Origin of the sequence: Brevibacillus sp. MS2.2 (assembly GCF_013284345.1) — a bacterium.
Classification (GTDB): Bacteria; Bacillota; Bacilli; order Brevibacillales; family Brevibacillaceae; genus Brevibacillus; species Brevibacillus brevis_C.
Genome location: NZ_JABSUZ010000002.1, coordinates 175,752 through 196,834, shown reverse-complemented (window position 1 = coordinate 196,834; position 21,083 = coordinate 175,752). Strand labels below are relative to the sequence as shown.

At 44.8% G+C, this 21,083-nt stretch carries 21 protein-coding genes; 14 read left to right on the top strand and 7 right to left on the bottom strand.

The features are described from left to right. Positions 1–48: 48 nt before the first annotated feature. A complete protein-coding gene (locus HP568_RS02535; protein WP_048031163.1) occupies positions 49–492 on the bottom strand; it encodes a cell wall hydrolase in 444 nt (147 codons plus the stop codon). Between the two features lie 245 nt (positions 493–737). Continuing rightward, positions 738–1,820, bottom strand: coding sequence for a glycosyltransferase family 28 protein (locus HP568_RS02530; protein WP_173628218.1), 1,083 nt, complete (start codon positions 1,818–1,820; stop codon positions 738–740). A 327-nt stretch (positions 1,821–2,147) separates the two neighbouring features. On the opposite strand from HP568_RS02530, the gene HP568_RS02525 reads away from it, so the two are divergent. The 4 genes from HP568_RS02525 (at position 2,148) to HP568_RS02510 (ending at position 5,740) form a co-directional block, all read left to right on the top strand. After that, positions 2,148–2,942, top strand: coding sequence for a glycosyltransferase family 8 protein (locus HP568_RS02525; protein WP_173628217.1), 795 nt, complete (start codon positions 2,148–2,150; stop codon positions 2,940–2,942). A 285-nt stretch (positions 2,943–3,227) separates the two neighbouring features. Next, the gene (locus tag HP568_RS02520; protein WP_173628216.1) at positions 3,228–4,442 is read left to right on the top strand and encodes a macrolide family glycosyltransferase; all 1,215 of its coding nucleotides are present in this window, start codon (positions 3,228–3,230) and stop codon (positions 4,440–4,442) included. 214 nt (positions 4,443–4,656) lie between these two features. Then, the gene (locus HP568_RS02515; protein ID WP_173628215.1) at positions 4,657–5,091 is read left to right on the top strand and encodes a HEAT repeat domain-containing protein; all 435 of its coding nucleotides are present in this window, start codon (positions 4,657–4,659) and stop codon (positions 5,089–5,091) included. A gap of 145 nt (positions 5,092–5,236) precedes the next feature. Further along, positions 5,237–5,740 carry an SMI1/KNR4 family protein gene (locus tag HP568_RS02510; protein WP_173628214.1) on the top strand — a complete coding sequence of 168 codons (504 nt, stop codon included), beginning with the start codon at positions 5,237–5,239 and terminating at the stop codon, positions 5,738–5,740. A 177-nt stretch (positions 5,741–5,917) separates the two neighbouring features. On the opposite strand, the gene HP568_RS02505 is transcribed toward HP568_RS02510, so the two are convergent. Continuing rightward, a complete protein-coding gene (locus HP568_RS02505) occupies positions 5,918–7,240 on the bottom strand; it encodes an esterase-like activity of phytase family protein (protein ID WP_173628213.1) in 1,323 nt (440 codons plus the stop codon). 217 nt (positions 7,241–7,457) lie between these two features. On the opposite strand from HP568_RS02505, the gene trpB reads away from it, so the two are divergent. The 7 genes from trpB (at position 7,458) to HP568_RS29600 (ending at position 13,867) form a co-directional block, all read left to right on the top strand. Continuing rightward, a complete protein-coding gene (trpB, locus tag HP568_RS02500) occupies positions 7,458–8,624 on the top strand; it encodes a tryptophan synthase subunit beta (RefSeq protein ID WP_173628212.1) in 1,167 nt (388 codons plus the stop codon). A gap of 191 nt (positions 8,625–8,815) precedes the next feature. After that, complete coding sequence (locus tag HP568_RS02495; RefSeq protein ID WP_048031170.1) at positions 8,816–9,754, top strand: nucleoside hydrolase; 939 nt, start codon at positions 8,816–8,818, stop codon at positions 9,752–9,754. A 57-nt stretch (positions 9,755–9,811) separates the two neighbouring features. Continuing rightward, positions 9,812–11,026, top strand: a complete 1,215-nt coding sequence (locus HP568_RS02490) for a NupC/NupG family nucleoside CNT transporter (protein ID WP_173628211.1) — start codon at positions 9,812–9,814, stop codon at positions 11,024–11,026. Positions 11,027–11,171: 145 nt separating this feature from the next. Next, the gene (locus HP568_RS02485; RefSeq protein WP_173628210.1) at positions 11,172–11,834 is read left to right on the top strand and encodes a CPBP family intramembrane glutamic endopeptidase; all 663 of its coding nucleotides are present in this window, start codon (positions 11,172–11,174) and stop codon (positions 11,832–11,834) included. Between the two features lie 83 nt (positions 11,835–11,917). Further along, complete coding sequence (locus HP568_RS02480) at positions 11,918–12,496, top strand: GNAT family N-acetyltransferase (RefSeq protein ID WP_173628209.1); 579 nt, start codon at positions 11,918–11,920, stop codon at positions 12,494–12,496. 135 nt (positions 12,497–12,631) lie between these two features. Beyond that, entirely contained in the window at positions 12,632–13,507 is an 876-nt protein-coding gene (locus HP568_RS02475; protein WP_173628208.1) for a radical SAM/SPASM domain-containing protein, read from the top strand. A 75-nt stretch (positions 13,508–13,582) separates the two neighbouring features. Continuing rightward, positions 13,583–13,867 carry a hypothetical protein gene (locus HP568_RS29600; protein WP_254550999.1) on the top strand — a complete coding sequence of 95 codons (285 nt, stop codon included), beginning with the start codon at positions 13,583–13,585 and terminating at the stop codon, positions 13,865–13,867. Positions 13,868–14,090: 223 nt separating this feature from the next. Here HP568_RS29600 and HP568_RS02465 read toward each other — a convergent pair whose 3' ends face one another. The 4 genes from HP568_RS02465 to HP568_RS02450 form a co-directional block, all read right to left on the bottom strand. Continuing rightward, positions 14,091–14,951 (bottom strand): copper amine oxidase N-terminal domain-containing protein, encoded by an 861-nt coding sequence (locus HP568_RS02465; RefSeq protein ID WP_048031175.1) that lies wholly within the window; start codon positions 14,949–14,951, stop codon positions 14,091–14,093. Between the two features lie 95 nt (positions 14,952–15,046). Further along, a complete protein-coding gene (locus HP568_RS02460; protein ID WP_173628207.1) occupies positions 15,047–16,351 on the bottom strand; it encodes an MFS transporter in 1,305 nt (434 codons plus the stop codon). Between the two features lie 22 nt (positions 16,352–16,373). Further along, positions 16,374–16,985, bottom strand: a complete 612-nt coding sequence (locus HP568_RS02455) for a TetR/AcrR family transcriptional regulator (protein WP_173628206.1) — start codon at positions 16,983–16,985, stop codon at positions 16,374–16,376. 145 nt (positions 16,986–17,130) lie between these two features. Then, the gene (locus HP568_RS02450; RefSeq protein WP_173628205.1) at positions 17,131–17,916 is read right to left on the bottom strand and encodes a class I SAM-dependent methyltransferase; all 786 of its coding nucleotides are present in this window, start codon (positions 17,914–17,916) and stop codon (positions 17,131–17,133) included. Between the two features lie 267 nt (positions 17,917–18,183). Here HP568_RS02450 and HP568_RS02445 point away from each other — a divergent pair, with 267 nt between their 5' ends. The 3 genes from HP568_RS02445 to HP568_RS02435 all read left to right on the top strand — a co-directional run bounded on the left by HP568_RS02445 (position 18,184) and on the right by HP568_RS02435 (position 21,071). Further along, a complete protein-coding gene (locus HP568_RS02445; RefSeq protein WP_048031179.1) occupies positions 18,184–18,882 on the top strand; it encodes a response regulator transcription factor in 699 nt (232 codons plus the stop codon). A gap of 16 nt (positions 18,883–18,898) precedes the next feature. Further along, positions 18,899–20,014, top strand: a complete 1,116-nt coding sequence (locus HP568_RS02440) for a sensor histidine kinase (protein ID WP_048031180.1) — start codon at positions 18,899–18,901, stop codon at positions 20,012–20,014. 118 nt (positions 20,015–20,132) lie between these two features. Then, a complete protein-coding gene (locus HP568_RS02435; RefSeq protein ID WP_048031181.1) occupies positions 20,133–21,071 on the top strand; it encodes an ABC transporter ATP-binding protein in 939 nt (312 codons plus the stop codon). Positions 21,072–21,083 lie beyond the last annotated feature (12 nt).

The window sequence follows — 21,083 nt, the reverse complement described above, 5'->3', positions numbered from 1 at the left end:
CTTCGCTTTGGGGGCAGTGTAATGTCTGGGCTATTTTCTTCTATAAAATTAAAAAGTATTATATACATTTTCACATTCTTTCGCGGTCGGCTCATAAAAACAATGAAGCTTGTATCGTCCTACGTGCGGCTGATTATACCAGGTCGGCGGACAAGGTAGGGGATTTTGCGCTGTTCCCGGACGAAAATACCAGAGGGAGAATTTGCCCGGCCAATGCCGCTCCCCATTCACAGCCCGTCGTGCCAGACGGCGTTCTTTATCTCTAGACCTTTGGTAGTACATACCATGTTGCAGAGCTTCAAACGCATGCGGCTGGTTGATCATTTGGGGAATTGTCCGTATTCCTTTAAAATCGGAGCAATTCGCTCTTATTCGATTAATACCAACATTCCCCACAAGGAGCATACCCATTTCGCCTTCACCCACAGCTTCTGCTCGTAGCAACCTTGCCAACATGTCAATATCACTATTCCTGGCTTTTACGACTGCCATCGGCTCACCTCTTTAGATTGTTCTAGGCCTATCATATTGTAGATGGAACGGATATGTTACGCTTTTCAACCAATAGAAAAAGCCGCCCCCTCGCAGATCAGTGCACAGAGCGATACCCATTTGCGCATAAGCAGCCATCAGTTTGAATACGCCAATAACAATCCCAAACGCAAAAGCAAGAGGACTGTCTTAAGTAGAAATTGATCTTCTACCTAAGACAGTCCTCCTTTTTGACTTCAAAGTCATCAGTCCTTATTTCCAATTGAGGGATACGGTGTCAAGCGAAGGAGATCTTCCCGGCTTTTTGACAATTTCGATAGCGGGATATGGTATGCCATTTCGATAATTTTGCTTGCGACCTCAGCGCCGTTGGTAGGGATAAGACGAAATCTTTTTTGAATGGCCTCTTTATTTGCTAATGCATGCTCAATATTTGGTACAAGCTCTTCCGGTTCCTGGATCGATACCTTATCACTATTGGCTATTTCGCGTAGCATATCTATTTTTTGCTCGCGTTCTGCATCATCTGGCGGAAGGAAAAGCAAGGGGGTTCCTGTAGAGATGCAATCTCCTAAAATGCCCATACCCGGTTTGCTAATGACCAGACTGGCCGCCTGTACAAGGTTTTTGCCATTCGGGATGAGAGGGGCTTTGATGATTCTTTCATCGAATGGGTAATCTTCATCTGCCAATTGACCAGCTACGACAAATCGATAGCGGCTGGCAAGCGAGTTGATTTGATCGTACCACTTCACGATCTGTTCATAACGGTTAGCGAGTCCGCCACCCATGTGAACCAGAATAAATGACTCGTTCTTCTGAAGGCCTAACATGCGTCTTACTTCTTCCGGGGACTGGCTGATTTCCCTGGTGATTAAAGGAATAGGGATATAGATGCAGTTCATTTGCGGATGGGTCTGCTTAGGTGGTATAAGATTCATGTGCAGAAAGATATCGGATTGATTGGCGATTTCTACAATGCGGTTTTTGTATTCCTGCATCGGGGCTGAATCATTTTTATCGATGATAAAGTCACTGTGATAGAGGGTCACGAGCTTTGTGTTTTCACTGACTTTTCCCTCACTGCGAAATCGAGGCACATCGGAGCGCCAATCATTTATTAATAGTGTGGTTTGTTTACCATCCTCGAATTTTTTGGATTTAAAGGCTTTTAATTGGACGTCATTGTGCAGGTTTTTCGATAAATAGCCATGTGTTTCCCGAAAGGCAAACACGTGAATGGGAAGATGGTGGTGCTGCAATTTTTCCGTTATGCTAATGCATCTACCGAGATGGCCCATACCTCTGCCAACCACAAAGGAGATCATATTTCATCACCCTTTTAAATAGGTACTTTCTTGTTCCCAGTTTGGAGCTTGGACAAATTACCCCCATACCCGCACTTGGGGGATAAGGTCACTGCCGAATTCGAGCCGTGCTCACAGCGCTTATATATTTTATGGGGATGGTTGGAACATGCTCTAGTCGTATAACGGTTTTCTGATCGCTCACAGAAAAAAGCCGCATCAGCGGAAGTCTGCATCTGTGAATTGTGCTCCCATCTAGAAATAATTGGGTATTTTCATCACACAAACCAACGCTGTCCATGAATAGTGTGTATATATAGCTCAATAAGGATATGGGGTGGGAGAATAGTGGGCACGATTCATATTGTAACAGCCGTTAATGATGGTTTTGCTATACATCTCGCAGTCATGTTATATTCCCTTTTTGAAAATAAGGTTTCGAAAAACCCAGTCATCGTTCACGTCATTGACAGCCAAGTCTCTGGGAAAAATAAATCCATCTTAACGAAAACTGTGAAACGATTCCATGCTCAAATCAAATATGTAACTATTGATCCGACCCTATATGATGGATTCCTCGTCCGTGATCATCTTACTCAAGAAACTTATCATCGAATTTCTATTCCCGACCTGCTGGACAAAGAAGTTGAAAAAGTGATTTATTTGGACAGTGATATCGTTATTAAAAAAGACATCACGCCATTATGGAACACAAAAGTTGATCAATATTTCCTTGCAGCGGTGATGGATTCTTGGCAAGGGTTAAACAAGTTAAGACATGCCGATCTGGCTATTCCTGATGGCTGTGATTACTTTAATGCGGGAGTATTAGTCATGAATTTGAAAAAATGGAGAGAGCATAACATCACAAAAAAGATTATGGATTACATGAAAAAGAACCAAAGTATTATTCGTTATCCCAGTCAAGATCCGATGAATGCGATTCTTCATGATAATTGGCTTCAACTTGACACAAAGTGGAATTATCAGTCCAAACATCTTTATAAAAGCAACCTGCGAATAGACCCGGCCATTATTCACTACACAGGGGAAGATAGCAAACCGTGGTTGAGTAAAAAGCACCCGCTTCGAGAGGAATATTTTCACTATCTCAAAAAAGTAAAGAAGTTAAACTCCTTGTAGGCTTTGGGCTTTCGGGGCTTTCCTAATTAAATAAAATGGATGGAAATCCCTTCACATGGAGAAATGATGGCTGGAGGGATTTTTGTGTTTAAAAAACTCGTGGGTGTACAAGCCGTTTCCTGAAATCATTTGGAATAGAAGGATTTATGCACAATACTAAACATCTTCATATAAAATATTGAACAAATTATGAAATATTTGGATTTTAACCATTTTCACCAGCCATCTGACCTATAATGAAATGGAAACATTTTCTAATTGGATATTCTTTTGGAGGTGGAGTGAGTGGCACGCGTATTGTATGTTACGATTCCAGCAGATGGTCACGTGAATCCTACATTGGGATTAGTGAAGCAGCTAGTCGACAACGGAGAAGAAGTCGTCTATATGTGTTCAGAAGAATATCGGGATAGGCTTGCCCAGACTGGGGCGCTGTTCCGCGCTTATCAAATGGATGAACAAGTATCTCGTGATTTAGGTTTTAACCCAACAGAATTCAGACACCCTCTTCATTTCAACGATTTTATGCTGCGAGGTATTATTGAACCCCACATTCCCGAGATTCTCAGGCAGATAGAAAACGAATCATTTGATTACCTAATTTTTGACTCCTTGTTTGGGTGGGGAGGGGCGATTTTAGGGGAGAAGTTAGGAATCCCGACGATCTGCTCCGTAACCAATCTGGCCTTTGCTGAACCGCTCAGCCAAATTGTTGAAGTGTTTCATGCAAGTGATGTAGATGTGGATGCACTTTATGAACGAGTGACACAGACTGCACAGAGCATCGCTCGTGTATGCAACGTAGCCGTCCCTGCCATTGAGGATATTACCCGTCAGTATGGGGACATGAAGATTGTCTTTACCAGCCGTGAATTCCAGCCAGATGCTGACAAGCTGGACGAGAGCTACATTTTTACAGGACCTTCGATTACTTCGCGTCCTGATGCTCCTTCGTTTCCGTTTGAAAAGCTTCGCTCTCCACACAATAAGATCGTATACATTTCCATGGGCAGTATTCTGACCAAAGATGTGGAATTGTACAAAATGTGCTTTGCCGCCTTTCAAGATATTCCGGCTCAATTCGTACTGTCTTGCGGAAGAGACACGGAGCTGGAGTCGTTCGTAGACCATATTCCACCCAACTTCATCGTTGAACCGTACGTTCCGCAACTGGAAGTGCTCCGGCAAGCCGATGCTTTTATTACACATGCTGGCATGAACAGTACGAGTGAGGCTCTCTATTTTCATGTGCCACTCGTCATGATTCCACTAAGCTCTGATCAACCGATTGTAGCGAAGCGGGTGGAGGAGTTAGGGGCGGGGATTACGTTAGATAGAGGGCAGCTTACACCGACAGCTTTGAAGGATGCATTGATGCAAGTGTTGAACGAATCCACCTACAAAGAGCGTGCGATACAGGTAGGGGACTCCTTGCGTAACGCTGGCGGATACCAAGAAGCTGCAAGACGTATCATGTCTTTGTATTCCGTGCCGAATTAAAAATAAAAAAGCTTCTTGCCTCATCATCATGAGCGGCAAGAAGCTTTTTTGACTATAATTTCTTCCAAATGTTGAAGTTGAGCCATGCCTCTTGCCTGCTTTTAACTCGTCCTTGACTGTGATTTTTCGAGGAATTTATATGTGAGCAGGTGGTGTTATTTGGGTGACGTAGTGTCATAATAGAAGGATGATAGTCAGAAGGAGATAGATTTAATTGAATAAAACGGAAATGAAAAACGAGCTTCCACCAAACTTTGAGGAATTAAAGAAAGCGGCTAATCGAACATCGAATTGGAGAGAGCGTCTAGAGGCTGTTGAAGAACTGGGACAGTGGAAGCATGAGCAAACGATTCAATTACTGACGCGTATCGTGGAAACCGATACGGTGTACAAAGTGCAAGAGGCTGCTTTTCATAAGCTCAAAGCATTTGGGGTAGGTGTTCGATTACCTGCTCAGAAAAAAGGCGACTTGATCAAAGGCGCAACGAAAGCCTTGGTAAGAATTAAGAAAAGCTTGCCCAAAGATCATACGTTCGAGGAATTCAAAGAGAAACTGCAAAAAATGAGAAGTGATATCTATGATACGTACGAGGGTGAAAAAGGTGCTGATTTTGATCAGTGGCTTGAAAACACCTGGGCGTCGTTATAGAAAAAAAGCAGTAGAGATGGAATGAGTGGCAAAGGAAGGGGATCACGCCCCTTCTTTTTTTGTTTCAATGAAATGTAAGAATTACCGATATAAGTAAAATGGTGCGATGATTGCGAAATACTTTCACAGGGAGTAGAGTAATGACATGACAATTCCAAATCATGTAACATTTGAATGCTGCACAGAGAAAATAGACATTCAAGATATCGAAGAAGTAGAAAGTGCAATGGGGATCCGATTTCCAAGGGATTTCGTAGAGTGTATGCTTGAGAATAATGAGGGAGCTCCTACTCCCTGCGGCTTTGATTACGGGGAAGTAGAAGGGAAAGTATTTAATACATTCTATAGCCTTAGTAGTAGGGTTGGGAAATACTATATTCTAACAGCATATGACGATGTTAAGGAATGTCTACCTGACGGAGTATTTCCTATTGGATACGATGCTAGCGGTGGTCAAATTTGCTTCGACTACATTAATGGAAAGAATGCAGAACCGATTGTTGTATTTGTAAATCACGAGTTTATTGTTACAATGGAAGATCTTTCTGAAGATGAACTAGAAGAAAAATCTCTCGAAGAATGGCAAAGAGAAACCATCACGCCAGTCGCCTCATCATTTACAGACTTTTTATCGAAGTTGTATGAATGAAAATACCTTAACTAAGGAAAAGCTTCGCGGACATAAATCAACCGCGAGGCTTTTCCTCATACTATTTACGCCGACTGTATTTGAGAGTTCTAAATAAATGTGGACTAATAACACTTCATACATTAAGAAGAAGCCCTACACCACTTTTTGAGAGTGCAGGACTTCTTCTTTTGCTACTTATTTCAAATCCTTACCGACTTTGATCACATACATCTGCGTCGGATTGCTGTTGATTTTAATCTTACCCTTCTCATCATAGCCATCTACGCCGAAATCATTGTCATTCACAATGGCAATCGTTTTATTATCTACAATCGCTAGCCCTTCCAGCTTTTCATGCGGATAATTCAGCTTGGCTACATCCACCAGCAATTCCTTGGAAACCGGCACAATTCCTTTTTCTTTCACTTGGGCAACACTGAGTTTTTCGAAGTCATGCTCACTTGTTGACGTACCGAGCAAATTGGTTGCTTTCGAAAAATCTGCTTTGTAAATACGCTTTAGCTGTGCGTCTGCACCGGCATTTTTGTCTCGTTCGTCAATCAGCAAAACATCCTGACTGAGTGCGGCCAAGTCGCTGATGACGACGTCTTTCTGTTTCACTTTCACGAAGTCTTTCGCGTTCTCTGCGATGTACATGTACTCGCCGACGACTTTTTTGGTGGCGAGATCCATCTTTAAAATGCGCAAATTACGGGAAGCTTCGCCTGTCTTTTTATCAGGGAGTGCCATTGGACTTTGGATCGAAGTATACAAGAACTTGCCGTCTGGCGAGATGGTGATACCTTCGAAGCCACGGTTTGCAATGCGTTTGGAATACACGGCTGGCAGTGTATCAAAAATCTCCATCTTTGCACCTGCGGCAAGCAGGGCTTCTTTGGTGCCCTTTGGTACATAGCGGCCCAGGATTGTGCCGTCACGTTTTACTTGAATGATGGATGGGCGGTATTCGTCGGATAACCAAAAGGTATCGTCGACCGGGTTGTAAGCGATGCCTTCCAAATCCAGACCGTCTGGATCGTAACTAATCTTTTTTGTTCCCGTCACATCGTAGGGAACTTCATCAGAGCCAGCGAGGTTCGGCAATCCACTAATATAGGTAGTTTTCGTAAAAGAGTTGATCTTGCCTTGTGGCAAACGCAGCTTGATGGTTTCCAAAACATGAATGTTTCCATTCTCCACTTTGATTTTGTACAAGCGTGGTGTGTAGTTTTGGTCAGGGAACGTACGCAGCTCGTCCTTGCCATATTGCCCATTTGGTCCACGGTCAGCCAATGTATAAAAGATAGAAGGAGGATCGTTAGGAAGATGCACCAGACCAGAGAAGCCGCCTTCTTTAATACCTTCAGCGAGCGCAGGAGGATTTTTCCATTCATGAATTTCGGCTACAACGGGTGCTCCTGTTACATTTTGAGTTGCACCTGCTCCTTGTGTTCCGATCAAGGATAGAGCCGCAATTGTTGCGATCAGCAAGCTTTTCTTTTGAAAGTGAAACTTCATGATATCCCTCCGAATAAAAAAACGACGTAATGAACCGCTTTTGTTAGACTACCCGATCAGTATTGGGGAAATGTGAAGCTAAAATGATGGTTTTGTAAAAACTACCAACAAACTAATGAATTCTGAATAATCATAAAACAAAATTGACATACTCTCTTTTGATCTTATAAAATGCAAGGAAGGATTGAGGACTAGCTATAGCTGAGGAGAGATGAGCATGTCGTTGACAGAACAGACGAAAAAGGGATATTTCGGGGAGTTCGGAGGAAGCTTTGTGCCTCCGCAATTACAGGAAGTATTAGATTATTTAGCTGAACAATTTGAAAGGTATAAAGATGATGAGGAATTTATCGAAGAGTACAAGTATTATCTGAAAGAATATATTGGTCGGGAAAATCCGTTGACGTTTGCTCGTCATTTAACCGCAAAGCTCGGCGGTGCCAAAATTTATTTAAAGCGAGAAGATTTAAACCATACGGGTGCTCACAAGATCAATAATGTCATCGGGCAAATCCTTCTGGCAAAGCGAATGGGTGCACAGCGTATTATTGCCGAGACGGGTGCAGGACAGCATGGAGTTGCTACCGCGACGGTTTGCGCGATGTTTGGCATGGAATGTGTGATCTATATGGGCGCGGAGGATACGAAAAGACAAGCATTAAATGTATTTCGCATGGAGCTTTTAGGGGCAAAAGTGGTAGCGGTGTCCAAAGGGCAAGGCAGACTGAAGGATGCGGTTGATGAAGCGCTGAATGATTTGGTTCAAAACTACCAGAACACGTTCTATTTATTGGGATCTGCGGTTGGCCCGCACCCGTTTCCTACGATGGTAAAGTATTTCCAAGCGATTATCAGTGAAGAATCCAAACGACAGATCTTAGAAAAAGAAGGTCGTTTGCCGGATGCGGTTATCGCTGCTGTTGGCGGTGGCAGTAACGCGATTGGAGCTTTTGCCCATTATATAGAGGAACCATCCGTACGACTGATTGGTGTTGAGCCTGATCAGGCACCTACGCTGACTAAAGGGGTTCCAGCCGTCATTCATGGTTTTAAATGCCTGGTGTTGCTGGATGAGAATGGGGAACCTCAAAAAACGTATTCGATTGCTGCCGGATTGGACTATCCTGGTATTGGCCCAGAACACAGCCAGCTAAAAGTAAGTGGACGAGCGGAATACTACACGGTGACGAATGAAGAAGTATTGGCGGCTTTTCAAGAACTATCGAGAACGGAAGGGATCATTCCCGCCTTGGAAAGTGCTCATGCTATTGCCTATGCCTTGCAGTTGGCTCCCACTCTTTCCTCGGAGCAGATCCTGATTGTTAACCTTTCAGGACGAGGTGACAAAGACGTAGAGCAAGTATTCCATCTGTTAAACAAATAAGTGGTTTAGAGGCTATCACGAAAGTAGATTTTCTGCTGGAGGATAGTCTCTTTTTTATCCTTTAGTTGTGTTGTTCATAATGGTTATATATTTTTTAGTGAAACTTTAGTATTATTTTTTGAAGGGTTCCAAATAATAGTGATTTACATGTACTTTTTACAAGTTCAAGTATGAGATTGGAGATCATAATGATGAAGAAAAACATTTACTTTAATCATGATGGCGGCGTTGATGATTTAATTTCTTTATTCTTGCTGCTCCAAATGGACAATGTGAATCTGACGGGGGTATCTGTCATTCCAGCGGATTGCTACTTGGAACCAGCGATGTTTGCAAGCCGGAAAATCATTGATCGTTTTGGGAAAGGCGGTTTGGATGTAGCAGAGTCCAATTCCCGCGGGAAAAATCCCTTTCCAAAGGACTGGCGCATGCATGCATTTTATGTAGACGCACTGCCCTTGCTCAATGAATCAGGAGAAGTGATTACGCCAGTAGCAGACAAGCCTGCGCATCTTCACATTATTGAAACGCTGCGTGCAACGGAAGGGAAAACGACCTTACTGTTTACCGGTCCTTTGACTGACCTTGCGCGTGCATTGGATATCGATCCAACTATCGAAGAAAAAGTAGAGCGCCTGGTGTGGATGGGCGGAACATTCCGTGAAGAAGGAAACGTGCATGAGCCTGAGCACGATGGAACCGCAGAGTGGAACGTATTCTGGGACCCGGAAGCGGCTGCTCGCGTATGGGAAAGCGGAATGAAGATTGATTTGGTCGCACTGGAGAGCACGAATCAGGTCCCACTGACACTGGATGTTCGTGAGCGCTGGGCAAAAGAGCGCAAGCATATCGGTGTGGACTTCTTGGGTCAATGCTACGCAATGGTGCCGCCGCTCGTACACTTCTCGACCAACTCGACTTACTACCTGTGGGATGTATTAACCACAGCATTTGTTGGCAATAGTGATCTTGTAAAGGTGCAAACGGTTAACAGCATCGTGATTACAGAAGGGGCAAGCCAAGGCCGAACCGTTGAAACGGCTGACGGACGCCCTGTACATGTGGTTTATGACGTAGATCGTGATGCATTCTTTGATTACATGACAGAATTAGCGAAAAAAGCGATCTAGAACAAAGCAAGTCATCTTAGATATCGACACAGCTGGCGATACAGAAAGGATACGTTCATGCAATACATTTGGGGAGTTCTCGGCATCCTGGGCATTTTTTTAATAGCCATTGCGTTTTCGAAAAATCGGAGAGCAATTCATCCGAGAACGGTCATTGGTGCGTTTGCGATTCAGTTTATTTTTGCTTTGGTCGTACTGAAATGGGATTTTGGGAAAAAGTTTTTGGAGTACTTGGCGTCGATCGTACAAAGCATCATTGATTCGACGAATGCCGGAATCCAGTTCTTGTTTGGCGGGATACTCGGTGCACAGAATGCAGGCTTTACGTTTGCCCTGCAAGTATTGCCGATCATTATCTTCTTCTCATCCTTGATTTCGGTCCTGTATTATCTCGGAATCATGCAGTGGGCGACGAAAATTATCGGTGGATTTTTGTCTCGGGTGCTCAAAACGAGTGAAACTGAATCCATGTCGGCCTCTGCAAATATTTTCTTGGGTCCGATTGAAGCCCCACTTGTCGTAAAGCCTTATATTGAGAAAATGACCAAGTCCGAGCTGTTTGCTGTAATGACAGGTGGACTGGCGTGCGTTTCGGGTTCGGTGATCGGTGGGTATGCGATGCTCGGGGTTCCGATTGAGTATTTGCTGGCCGCCGCATTCATGGGAGCGCCGGGTGGTTTGTTGCTTGCGAAAATCATAATGCCCGAAACAGAACAGCCACACAGAGTGAAACATGTGGAAGTCATGAAAGATACAGAGTCCAGAAACGTCATTGACGCGGCTGCCCGCGGAGCTTCAGACGGGCTAAAAGTAGCTGCTGGTGTCGGTGCACTGTTGCTCGCGTTTATTTCGTTGATTTTCTTGCTGAACTCGATTATTGGCTGGCTTGGCGGGTTAGTGGGAATAGAAGCGTTGACGCTTGAGCACATTTTAGGCTACTTGTTCGCGCCGATTGCCTTTATGATCGGGGTTCCATGGGAGGAAGCGCTAAAAGCCGGTTCTTTCATCGGGCAAAAGATTGTCCTCAACGAATTTGTCGCGTACACGGCTTTTGCTCCTGAGATTGCGAATTTGTCGCAAAAAAGCGTTGTGATCATCAGCTTCGCCCTTTGCGGCTTTGCCAATCTGGCTGCGCTGGCTATGGTCATTGGCGGCTTGGGCGGCTTTGCTCCGTCAAGAAGATCAGACCTTGCGGAGATGGGCTTGCGTGCAGTAGTTGCAGCAACCTTGGCGAATCTATTGAGCGCAACGATTGCGGGGATGCTCATTTAGATGATTGGATAGAAATAAGTACGAGGGCTGGAGTGATCCATGCCCTCGTTTTTTTTGGTACTACGCGAAGTTGGTACTACTCGCTTTTTGTGTTCCCCGCTACAATCTTGTTAGTAAAAACATGCCATGATTTGGTGGGGATATGATGAAGCATGTTCTGTTATTTCTAGGGCCAACGATTATGATCTTTTTGGGTTTACAAGTCATGAGTAGCGTGCCAATAACGTTTTTGCTTTTTTACGGGTGGCTGTTTGCGGTTCCGTTTGTGGACATGATCGTTTTGAAAAGAAAGACATGGCGGGATACATTCAGGCAAATGGGATTGGTAATTAACCGCCCCAATATGTATCACGGCATTTTGACCGGATTTCTTTTCTTTCTCACCATGATTCTTGCGGGATATTTCTTTCACAGCTTTTTGTTTGATAAGGAGGATCTGCAAAATTTATTGGTACAATGGGATTTCTCAGGCAATCTTGTCGTTTGGCTTATCCTTGTTTTGCTGGTGATCAACCCGTTTCTTGAGGAAATCTACTGGAGAGGATATTTATTTAAAAAGCTGGAAGGAAAACAGACAAAGCGAACCATGATTTTGCTGACGTCATTGTTTTACAGCCTGTACCATTTCCTCTCCATCATTCCTTTGTTTAGCTGGCCGTATAATATCGCGATGATTTTGCCAGTATTTTTGGCGGGAATGATTTGGGGATATATGCGAAACAAGAGCACATCACTGATGGGTTCGATTGTTAGTCATATTCTTGCAGATTCAGGGATTATGGCTGTTTATCTACTATTCTTGAAATGAATGATGATCGTGGATAAGGAGGAAAAAGAGCTGTGTTGGAAAAAATAAGAAGCTAGGTAATCTCAAAAGATGGAGCTGAAATCATGAACGTTGACGTACTTTTTAACCAGTTTCCCATTTTACAATCAGATCGTTTCACCTTGAAGAAAATCGAAGAGCAGCATGTGGACGAAGTATTTGAAATTTACAGCAATGAACATGTATTTGCATACTGCGGCATTATCCCCAAGCATAATAAAGCGACAGTGAAAAGCATGATCGGGCATTTTGAGAGAGACTATCTGAAAAAATCCAGGATCAAATGGGGGATATTCGCCAATGATAACCCCGATCATTTGCTTGGCATTATCGAAGCTTTCGACTTTCAGCAAAGGGTAAACATGGTGACGATTGGCTACTTCTTGTCCGAAGCGCATTGGGGAAAAGGGATTGCGTCGGAAGCGGTAAGCATATTGCTCCACTTTTTGTTCATGGATGTCAAGGTCAACCGAATACAGGCGGAAGTGATGCCTCCGAATGAGAACTCCAAGAAAGTATTGATGAAGAATGGCTTCATGAAGGAAGGAACATTCAGACAAGCAACGCTATGGTCGGGAAAAGGAATCGTGGATCTAGAGATATACGGAATGCTAAAAGAGGACTATGAAAAAGGAAGGGGATGAGTCGCAGCGCCTAGTGAATAGGGATTATTAGACAGAAACCGCATATTGCCCTAATCTGAGCACTCCTATGTTACTATGTTTGTAGCAACAAACGACTGCCACAAATTCATAGGCATCTGGAATGGGGAAAACATCTTGAAAACATTTAAGAAAGTCTATATAGAAATCACCAGCGTGTGCAATCTGGCCTGTACCTTTTGTCCGCCAACAGAGCGCAGTAAAAGTTTTATTAAAGTAGAAGACTTTGCGAAAAGGCTGGATGAGATCAAACCACACACGGATTACATTTACCTGCACGTCAAAGGGGAACCGCTTCTTCATCCCAAAATTGATGAGCTGCTCGATATCAGTCATGAGAAAGGCTTCAAGGTCAATATCACCACAAATGGAACGCTGATCGCGAAAAATCGGCATAAATTGCTGGGCAAGCCTGCGCTCCGACAAATGAACTTCTCGCTTCACAGCTTTGATGGACATATCGGCTCAACCAACCGCGAAGGTTATTTGCGGGAAATTCTTTCATTTGTTCGAGAAGCTCAGGAGCATCAAGTGATTTTTTCTTTCCGTCTGTGGAATTTGACACAGGATAATGCCACGAACATTCAAAAGAGTAGAAACCGCCAGACACTCGAAGTGATTGAGAAAGAATTTGGGCTGGACTATCGAATTGAAGAAAAAGTAATGCCGGGCAGCGGGGTAAAAATCGATGACCGCGTGTATTTGAACCAAGATTACGAATTCCAGTGGCCGAGTCTGACAGCGCCTGAGGATGATGGAAAAGGCTTTTGCCATGGCCTACGCTCGCAGGCGGCGATTCTCGAAAATGGAACAGTTGTGCCGTGCTGTCTCGATGGGGAAGGGATTATTAATCTAGGGAATATCAATCAGACCTCTTTCACTGATATTGTGGATGGCGAGCGGGCCAATAACCTGATAGATGGATTTTCTCGCAGGGAAGCTGTCGAGGAATTATGCAGAAGATGCGGGTACCGCCAGAGGTTTGGGGCGTAGCAAAAGCAAAACGTCCGAGTCAAATGATTCGGACGTTTTTTCATTATTATTAGAAGAACACTACTTACAACGGCGGTGACGACGACAGCGGAAGAAACAAAAACGACAGCGGCGACGACGGCGACGGAAGAAGGAACAAAACCGGCAGCGACGACGACGGCGGCAGCGGCGGCGGCCACAGCGACAACGATCATCGTCGCGATCAAAATCTTCGTCCACGTCTCTGTCGAAATCCTTTTCTATGTCTGTGTCACAATTTTTTTCAATCTCGTGTTTTTTTTCTCGATCCTTACAGCCACAAGACATACATCCACCTCCTTCGTGTTCATACCATATTTTATGAATGCCGCTTGGACATGACTGGACTAACTATAGGGGGAAAAAGCTTGTTTTCAGGCGCATAAAAGAGGCGAATGCCGCTATCCTCCCACAAAGTCATGGGCAAAAGTAATGGGAAAAACAAAAAAAGATAGCGGACTCATAGCCAAGAGGAGCTAATGAGAACCACTATCTTTTTTCTATGCCAAATGAGCCAGAACTGAGGGAAAAAAGCCCTCAGCTATGTGAGGGCTTCTTGCTTGTATTACTTTGCAGATGTATCGTTGGAGTCTGTATTCTGCTCGGATTCTTTAGAGGCTTGAAGGTCGTCAATGATGACAATTTTGCCTTCTTCTTGCCATTTTACTTCCGCGTTCAGTTGTTCACTGATGAAGCGCAGAGGCAGGAATACACGTCCATTTTTCAGTACAGGTGCAGTGTCCAGAGAAATGGTTTTCCCGTCTACCGTTGCTTCTTTTTTATCGAGGTACAGCGTGATAGATTTTTCGCCACGCGTAATTTCTACGGTACGAGTCTCTGGCTTCCAGTTCACTTCCGCTTTCAATGCGGAGCTGATGGCACGCACAGGCACCAAAGCTCTTCCACCTTGTACAAACGGTGCCACATCCACTTTTACCTGTTTTCCATCTACGAATGCTTTCACTTCTGTCGAGCCTGTATCCTCAAGGAGTTCTCCAAGCTTTTTGAATGGTGTGTGATCTCCTTTTTGGTACGTGCGCTGAAGAAGCTCAAGCTGAACCTCCAAAGCTCCATGCTTGTCAGTGGTTTTTTCCAGTTCAGCTACCAGTTGCTCGTATTTCGCTTTTTGATCTTCCGTGATTTCAGCCGTATGCTTGAGCTCTTGGCGAAGCTCGATTAGCTGTTTTTTCAATTTTACGTCTTTGATGTTGGTTTCTGTGCTAGCTTCGGTTGAGTTCTCATCGTCGCTATCGGTATCAGATTCTTTGACAGAAGTTTCTTTCGATTTATCTTTTGCTTCTGCCTTTACTTCGGGTTTGCCTTTCCCATTTCCATTTCCTTTGCTCTCCAGGTCAGCCGCCAGAGCAGCAGGTACACTTGTTGCGAGTAGAATAGCAACCAACGAAGTAGATATAGCTTTTTTCATTTGAATCTTCCTCCTTCTAGGTGTAAGTCTCATGAACTCGACATTCCAGACGGAGGAAAATATGAATAAGTTGCATAGGTTTTGAGAAAATATTTTTATTTGTACGAATGGATACCTTTCACTGTCATTCCTTCCAAATCCCGTATCTTCCTTACACGTCCGATTACGATTCCCAGTAGCGCCACAAGTACGCCAGAAAGAACAAACAGAAAGCCAGTTCCTCTGCCCGTCCCCGTTCCGATGATCTGCCCGACCGTTTGACCTAGCAATTGATCTGGATAAAAAAGCGGGTTCAATACATGATCCGCCAAAAATCCTGCCGACCCAAATGCCAGTACGAACCCGATTTGCGAAATAGCCGTGATCATCGACCATACTCTGCCTTGCCGTTCATTCTCGACGTTCGTTCGAATGAGAACCTCGAGGCTCGTGTTCACAAAGGGAAGTGTGATGAAAAAGAGAAAGCCAAAAACCGTAATCAGCCAAACGGAAGTAAACGCACCCATCAGGCCATAAAACAAGCCAGCAAGTACGAGAGAGGAGGAGAGCATGAACACCTTGCTCTTTCCCATACCGAAAAGTCCGATCAAAAGGCTGCTGACGAGCATGCCTGATGCAGATACAGAGAGGGCAATACCGAGTGTCTTGGAATCAGTTAATGTCAGCATCATTGGCCCAAAAAGCGATTGCAGCAGCCCGATGTAAAAGCACACGACAGACATTAACAGAACTAATGAGAAAACCCCTTTCTTTGAAAGGAGATAGCGGAAGGCTTCAGACATTTCGCGAAAAAAGCTTTGTCTTTCCTGTTTCTGGGGAGTGGCATCGTGTTTTATAATCATCAGCACGGCGCCGACAGCTAGAAGGAAGGTCAGTATATCGATGAGTAAGACGAGCTGGATATCAAAGGCACTAAGAAGAAAACCTGCAACCAGTGGAGAAATAAGATATGGAGCTGAGCTTGCCAATTGGATGAGCCCGCTTGCCTGTGAGTACATCTCTTCCGAAACAAGATCGGAGACGGCTGCTTTAAAGGCTGGGTTGAGAATAGCGGCAGAGATCGAGCTGATGCCGACCCCCAAATAGATGTGCCATAATTCTATACGCCCGGACAGCATGACAAGCAAGATGAACAAGATACCAGCTATAGAACCGAGATCGCCAATGATCATCATTTTCTTGCGGTCAAATCTGTCTGCCAGCACCCCGCTGAAAGGAAGTGAGAGGAAGGAGGGGAGAAAAGAAAAGAGAATGATGAACGAATAGCTCATGGTAGATTGGGTCTGTTGAAAAACAAAGACACCCAAGGCAAAAGCAGTAAGTCCACTTCCAATGGCTGAAAACATCTGCCCCGACCAAATGATCAGGAATCTGCGAAAGGCTTTATCATGAGCGTTCATTGTCTTTCCTCCTTATCATCCATTACAGAAACGAGAAGGACCCCGGCGCAGCTCCCAGTGATCTTTCAATAATCACCTGCATGGCTTGTAATCGTTTCGCCTGTTCCGCTTGCTCCCAATGAAAAATGCCTGATTCCAACAAAAATTGTGAGCCAGCGAGGAGGAACTGAACGGTCTCCAAGGCATTCTCGACATGAAAGACAGCTTCTTTATTTCCCTGTTCAATGACTTGCGCAAGGACAGGGGCAATTTTTAAGATAATGGCGATATTCAGACGCTCGTGAAGCTCTCTGTTTTCAGGGCGATGCAAGCTTTCCATCCATTCGGCTTGCTTGTCGATGGGGTGGCTTTGGCTGCGCAGCATCTGGCGAACCTTCTCCATGACACCTAAGGTAGAGTCATCTGCGATTTTTTTATACTCTTCGCAAAGCGTATCGACCATGGACTGGACAAATGCTTCGAGGATCTCTTCCTTCGATTTGAAGTAGTAATAAAAGGTTCCTTTCGCTACGCCCACCTTTTGAATGATCGCATCCACGGTTGTATGGACATAACCCTGATTTCGAAATAGCTCCCCGGCGGCTTCCAATATTTCTGCTCGCCGTGTTGTAGGATCTTTCACGATTCGTTTCATCGGCGCCTCCTTCGATTGTCAGTAAGTGGTTGGATACAGATTATCATATGACTGACCGTCAGTCTATAAGTGAGTAAAAGAAAAAGAGGAGAGAAATCTCCTCTGTTCGGTAGTAGGAATTTAGTAAGATGATGGCAAACGTTCGTTATAATTTCTCGGCGATAATCGTAAAGGTTTTCGGGATTCCTTTGTCAAAAACCTCCGAGGAGAGATTCGGGAGCTCTTCCAGCATTTTTAGGAACAGCCCTTTGTTTGCAATGGCCGTAACGATTTCCCCTAATGTCCAATTGCGTAACATTACTTTGGATTCAGCGACATTTGTGCCGTTCGAAAGGAATTTGGAGAAAGCAATGTCCTTTTCCTCAAGCGAGGTGTCGAAATAATCGCCTGTTACTTTATGTTTGCGGATAGTAGCAGTCGTTCCGCGTGAAGAGATGAGTTTTGTGGATACCGGATGGAAATCTTGGAGGACGAGCACGCCGCCTTTTCTCAGGAGCGAGTTGACCACCTGGAATAATTCGGTTAAGTCCAAAAAGTAATGAAGAATACCGAATTCCATAAAAACGAGATCATACTCACCAGACAATACATCTGTAGGTAGCTGCAATACATCCGATACGATGTAAGTCAGGTCAACGTCGGCAGCAGCGGCCAATTCTTTGGCGTACTGCTCATTCTCATAAGAGAAATCGGCGATGGTCACGTCGGCACCTAGCAAGGCGAGCGCAACGGCTTTGTTTCCATTTGAACCGAGTAAATTGATTATCTTTTTGCCGCGAATATCCCCCATGTGCTCATATACTTTACCGATTCGCTTTTGGGGGTCTTCTTTAATTTTGGCCGCTGCCTCAGCAGGTGTTCCAAAGCGTTTTAGCCACGCTTGATAAGCCCCACTGTTCCAAGCCGTTTTATTTAGTTGTGCTGTTTCCACAAATTCCCCTCCATGAGTATTCCATTCAAAAAATTGGCCCCGGTATGTTGGTTACGAGAGCTTAGGTAATTTATCATACTGACGTAGCGCAATCGTGTCTATATATTTTCGAAGTGTTAATTTTTCCATGTGTGACCTGAAAGTAAGAACAATTGGGGGTGAGATTCTACAATTGTGAAGCAAAGCGGGACAGTGGTAATATTGGGAAAAATATATACGTCCGCGCTTTATGCGGTCGAGGGTGTGTTCGACAGGAGGCAAGCTGCTTTGAAAATCAAAGTGTTGATCGCAGACGACAATTCGTTTATACGGGAAGGCATGAAAATCATCCTGACGAGCTTCGAGGAGTTTGAAGTGGTGGGGAGTGTGGAGGATGGGGTCGAGGCGGTGACATTTTGTAAACAGAACGAGGTAGACGTCGCGCTTTTGGACGTTCGGATGCCGAACATGAATGGAGTGGAAGCGACTCGTGTGCTGACTGCGGAGACTACGGTCAAACCGCTCATTTTGACCACATTCGACGATGACGAATTTGTCCTCGAGGCCATTCAAGCGGGGGCACGCGGCTATTTATTGAAAAACAATGATCCCAATCGCATTCGAGATGCCATCAAGAGTGTCTATAACAACCATCATGTGTTGCAGGATGTCGTCCTGGATAAGATCAAAATGAACCTGAATACAGGGAAGAACGCGGATACCGTGTCCACTACCGCTCCTCCCAAAGTGACAGCAGCCATCCCTACCGAAAGCAAAATCGACCAAAGCTTATTTACGGAACGAGAGCTCGATGTCATGAAGCAGATCGCCAAAGGGCTATCGAACAAGGAAATCGCCAAGAAGCTGTTTATTTCCGAGGGAACAGTTGCGAATTACATTACTTCTATCTTGAATAAAACAGCGCTTGAACACCGTACCCAGATCGCGATCTATTATTTGACGGGCGAAACGAACATGTCTGATTGAAAGGAGGGCACGACCGATGGAGTTATGGACAATGGCTAATAAGGCAGTGGTGCTTGGGTTTATCATCGTGACTTCTTTTCTTGCTCATCCCACTTCTGAAGTTGACCCGTGGCAAATCCTTGTGTACTTGTTGTATTTGGCTATTAATCTCACTATTCTCATCTTGAAAAAGAGGAATCATCAGCAATGGTTTGTTGGGCTATCCATCCTGTTCGTGACAGCGAGTGGTCTCGTACTTGACCCGTTGTTTGTACTTCTCTTGCCAATCAATATTTTGGAGCTAGCATTCCTAGCTGGTAAGCAGCCGGTGGTCGTATTTATATGTATGCTGTTGCCATTTTTCATCGTGCCACCTGAATGGGTGCCCTTGTTTCTATTTACGGCTTTGCTTAGCTTTTTTCTGTATAGATGCGGCAGTATGTTGACAGATAAGCTCGGCAGGCTGGAGGATGAACGGGAGAAGCAGAAAGAGGATTTATACAGATTGACTCGTACCTTAAACGAAAATCATGAGTATTTCCGACAGTCGGCCTATACCATTCAACTAGAGGAGCGCAATCGCCTCTCCCAACAAATTCACGACGATGTTGGGCATGCGGTTGCAGGTGCGCTGATACAAATGGAAGCGTCGCGACTGCTGATGGCAACTGATCAGGACAAGGCATCCGAGCTGCTCCGCAATGCAATTGCAATATCAAAGGAAGGGCTCGAGCGAATCAGAGTGACACTCAAGGATGTGAAGCCACGGCCGGAGGAGCTGGGAATCAATCGACTTCGGTTATTTGTCGATGAGCTGTCTGCGAGAGAGACAGTGACAGCCACGCTTACTTTTGACGGGGACATTGACGTCATTACACCGATTCAGTGGAAAATCATCCAGCAAAATGCGACGGAAGCGGTCACGAATGCACTGAAATATGCGAAGGCGACAGTGATTTCCCTAGAGGTACGGGTACTGAATACATTCATTAAAGCAGTGGTTACAGACAATGGGGCTGGTGCAGAAAAGGTTGTAAAAGGGCTTGGCATTCTCGGAATGGAGGAGAGAGCCGCTTCCGCTGGTGGAACGGTGATTGTAGACGGTACGCGAGGCTTTAGCGTGACCACACTGCTGCCTTATCGCAACGAATGAAAAAGATCATGAGAAACAACATGAGAATTCTCATATGCCAAGGGATGAACTTATGCACTGACATAGGGGCATCCTTTTTTATTACAATGCAGACATAACCACGAAGGGAGTGAGTTACGTGAGTCATGTATTGGAAATTCGTCAGTTAACGAAAAAATTCGGTGATTTCGTCGCCGTCGACAATATGTCTCTGAACGTGCGTGAAGGAGAAATCTTTGGTTTCCTGGGAGCCAACGGAGCGGGAAAGAGCACGACCATCAACATGATTGCCTCCCTGTTGCGCGTAACAAAGGGTGAGATTACCCTGCTGGGAAAAAACATTGAGAAACACAGCAAATTTGCCAAAATGAACATCGGTATCGTACCGCAAGATATCGCCATCTACGAGGATATGACTGCCTATGAAAACGTGAGGTTTTTTGCTGGCTTGTATGGACTGCGTGGATCACTGCTGCGCGAACGGACGGAAGAGGCGCTTGAATTCGTAGGTCTCGGTGACAAAGCGACTAGCTTTCCCAAAAACTTCTCTGGCGGAATGAAGCGTCGGTTAAACATCGCTTGCGCCATTGCCCATCGACCAAAGCTGATCATCATGGACGAACCTACTGTCGGGATTGACCCTCATTCTCGCAATTATATCCTGAATTCGGTGCGCAAGCTCAACGACATGGGCTGCACGATCATTTATACGAGCCATTACATGGAGGAAGTCGAAGAAATCTGCACCCGCATTGCCATCGTTGATCATGGAAAAGTCATTGCGGAAGGATCGAAGGAGGAGCTAAAAGCGATTATTACCGACGCGAAGGAAATCTGGATTGGCGTCAGGGCAGATGAACCGTTAAACCTCGAAGGTATTAAGGCCATTCCTGGTGTGAATGCGGTGCTTCAAGAAGAGAATACGATCAAAATCGTATCGAAAACGGAGATCAACAACCTGAACCGGATCATTCAACAATTCATCAAGGATCAGGTAGAAATCCGCTCCGTTGAAGAGCAAGCGCCGAATCTGGAGACTGTGTTCTTGACCTTAACCGGTCGAAACTTGCGAGACTAGAGGAGGGGCTTT

What these genes read in the sequence shown, in the direction of transcription:
- HP568_RS02535 (WP_048031163.1), bottom strand. Translation starts at nt 492, where the DNA reads ATGGCAGTCGTAAAAGCCAGGAATAGTGATATTGACATGTTGGCAAGG.
- HP568_RS02530 (WP_173628218.1), bottom strand. Translation starts at nt 1,820, where the DNA reads ATGATCTCCTTTGTGGTTGGCAGAGGTATGGGCCATCTCGGTAGATGC.
- HP568_RS02510 (WP_173628214.1), top strand. Translation starts at nt 5,237, where the DNA reads ATGACAATTCCAAATCATGTAACATTTGAATGCTGCACAGAGAAAATA.
- HP568_RS02505 (WP_173628213.1), bottom strand. Translation starts at nt 7,240, where the DNA reads ATGAAGTTTCACTTTCAAAAGAAAAGCTTGCTGATCGCAACAATTGCG.
- trpB (WP_173628212.1), top strand. Translation starts at nt 7,458, where the DNA reads ATGTCGTTGACAGAACAGACGAAAAAGGGATATTTCGGGGAGTTCGGA.
- HP568_RS02495 (WP_048031170.1), top strand. Translation starts at nt 8,816, where the DNA reads ATGAAGAAAAACATTTACTTTAATCATGATGGCGGCGTTGATGATTTA.
- HP568_RS02490 (WP_173628211.1), top strand. Translation starts at nt 9,812, where the DNA reads ATGCAATACATTTGGGGAGTTCTCGGCATCCTGGGCATTTTTTTAATA.
- HP568_RS02485 (WP_173628210.1), top strand. Translation starts at nt 11,172, where the DNA reads ATGAAGCATGTTCTGTTATTTCTAGGGCCAACGATTATGATCTTTTTG.
- HP568_RS02480 (WP_173628209.1), top strand. Translation starts at nt 11,918, where the DNA reads ATGAACGTTGACGTACTTTTTAACCAGTTTCCCATTTTACAATCAGAT.
- HP568_RS02465 (WP_048031175.1), bottom strand. Translation starts at nt 14,951, where the DNA reads ATGAAAAAAGCTATATCTACTTCGTTGGTTGCTATTCTACTCGCAACA.
- HP568_RS02460 (WP_173628207.1), bottom strand. Translation starts at nt 16,351, where the DNA reads ATGAACGCTCATGATAAAGCCTTTCGCAGATTCCTGATCATTTGGTCG.
- HP568_RS02455 (WP_173628206.1), bottom strand. Translation starts at nt 16,985, where the DNA reads ATGAAACGAATCGTGAAAGATCCTACAACACGGCGAGCAGAAATATTG.
- HP568_RS02440 (WP_048031180.1), top strand. Translation starts at nt 18,899, where the DNA reads ATGGAGTTATGGACAATGGCTAATAAGGCAGTGGTGCTTGGGTTTATC.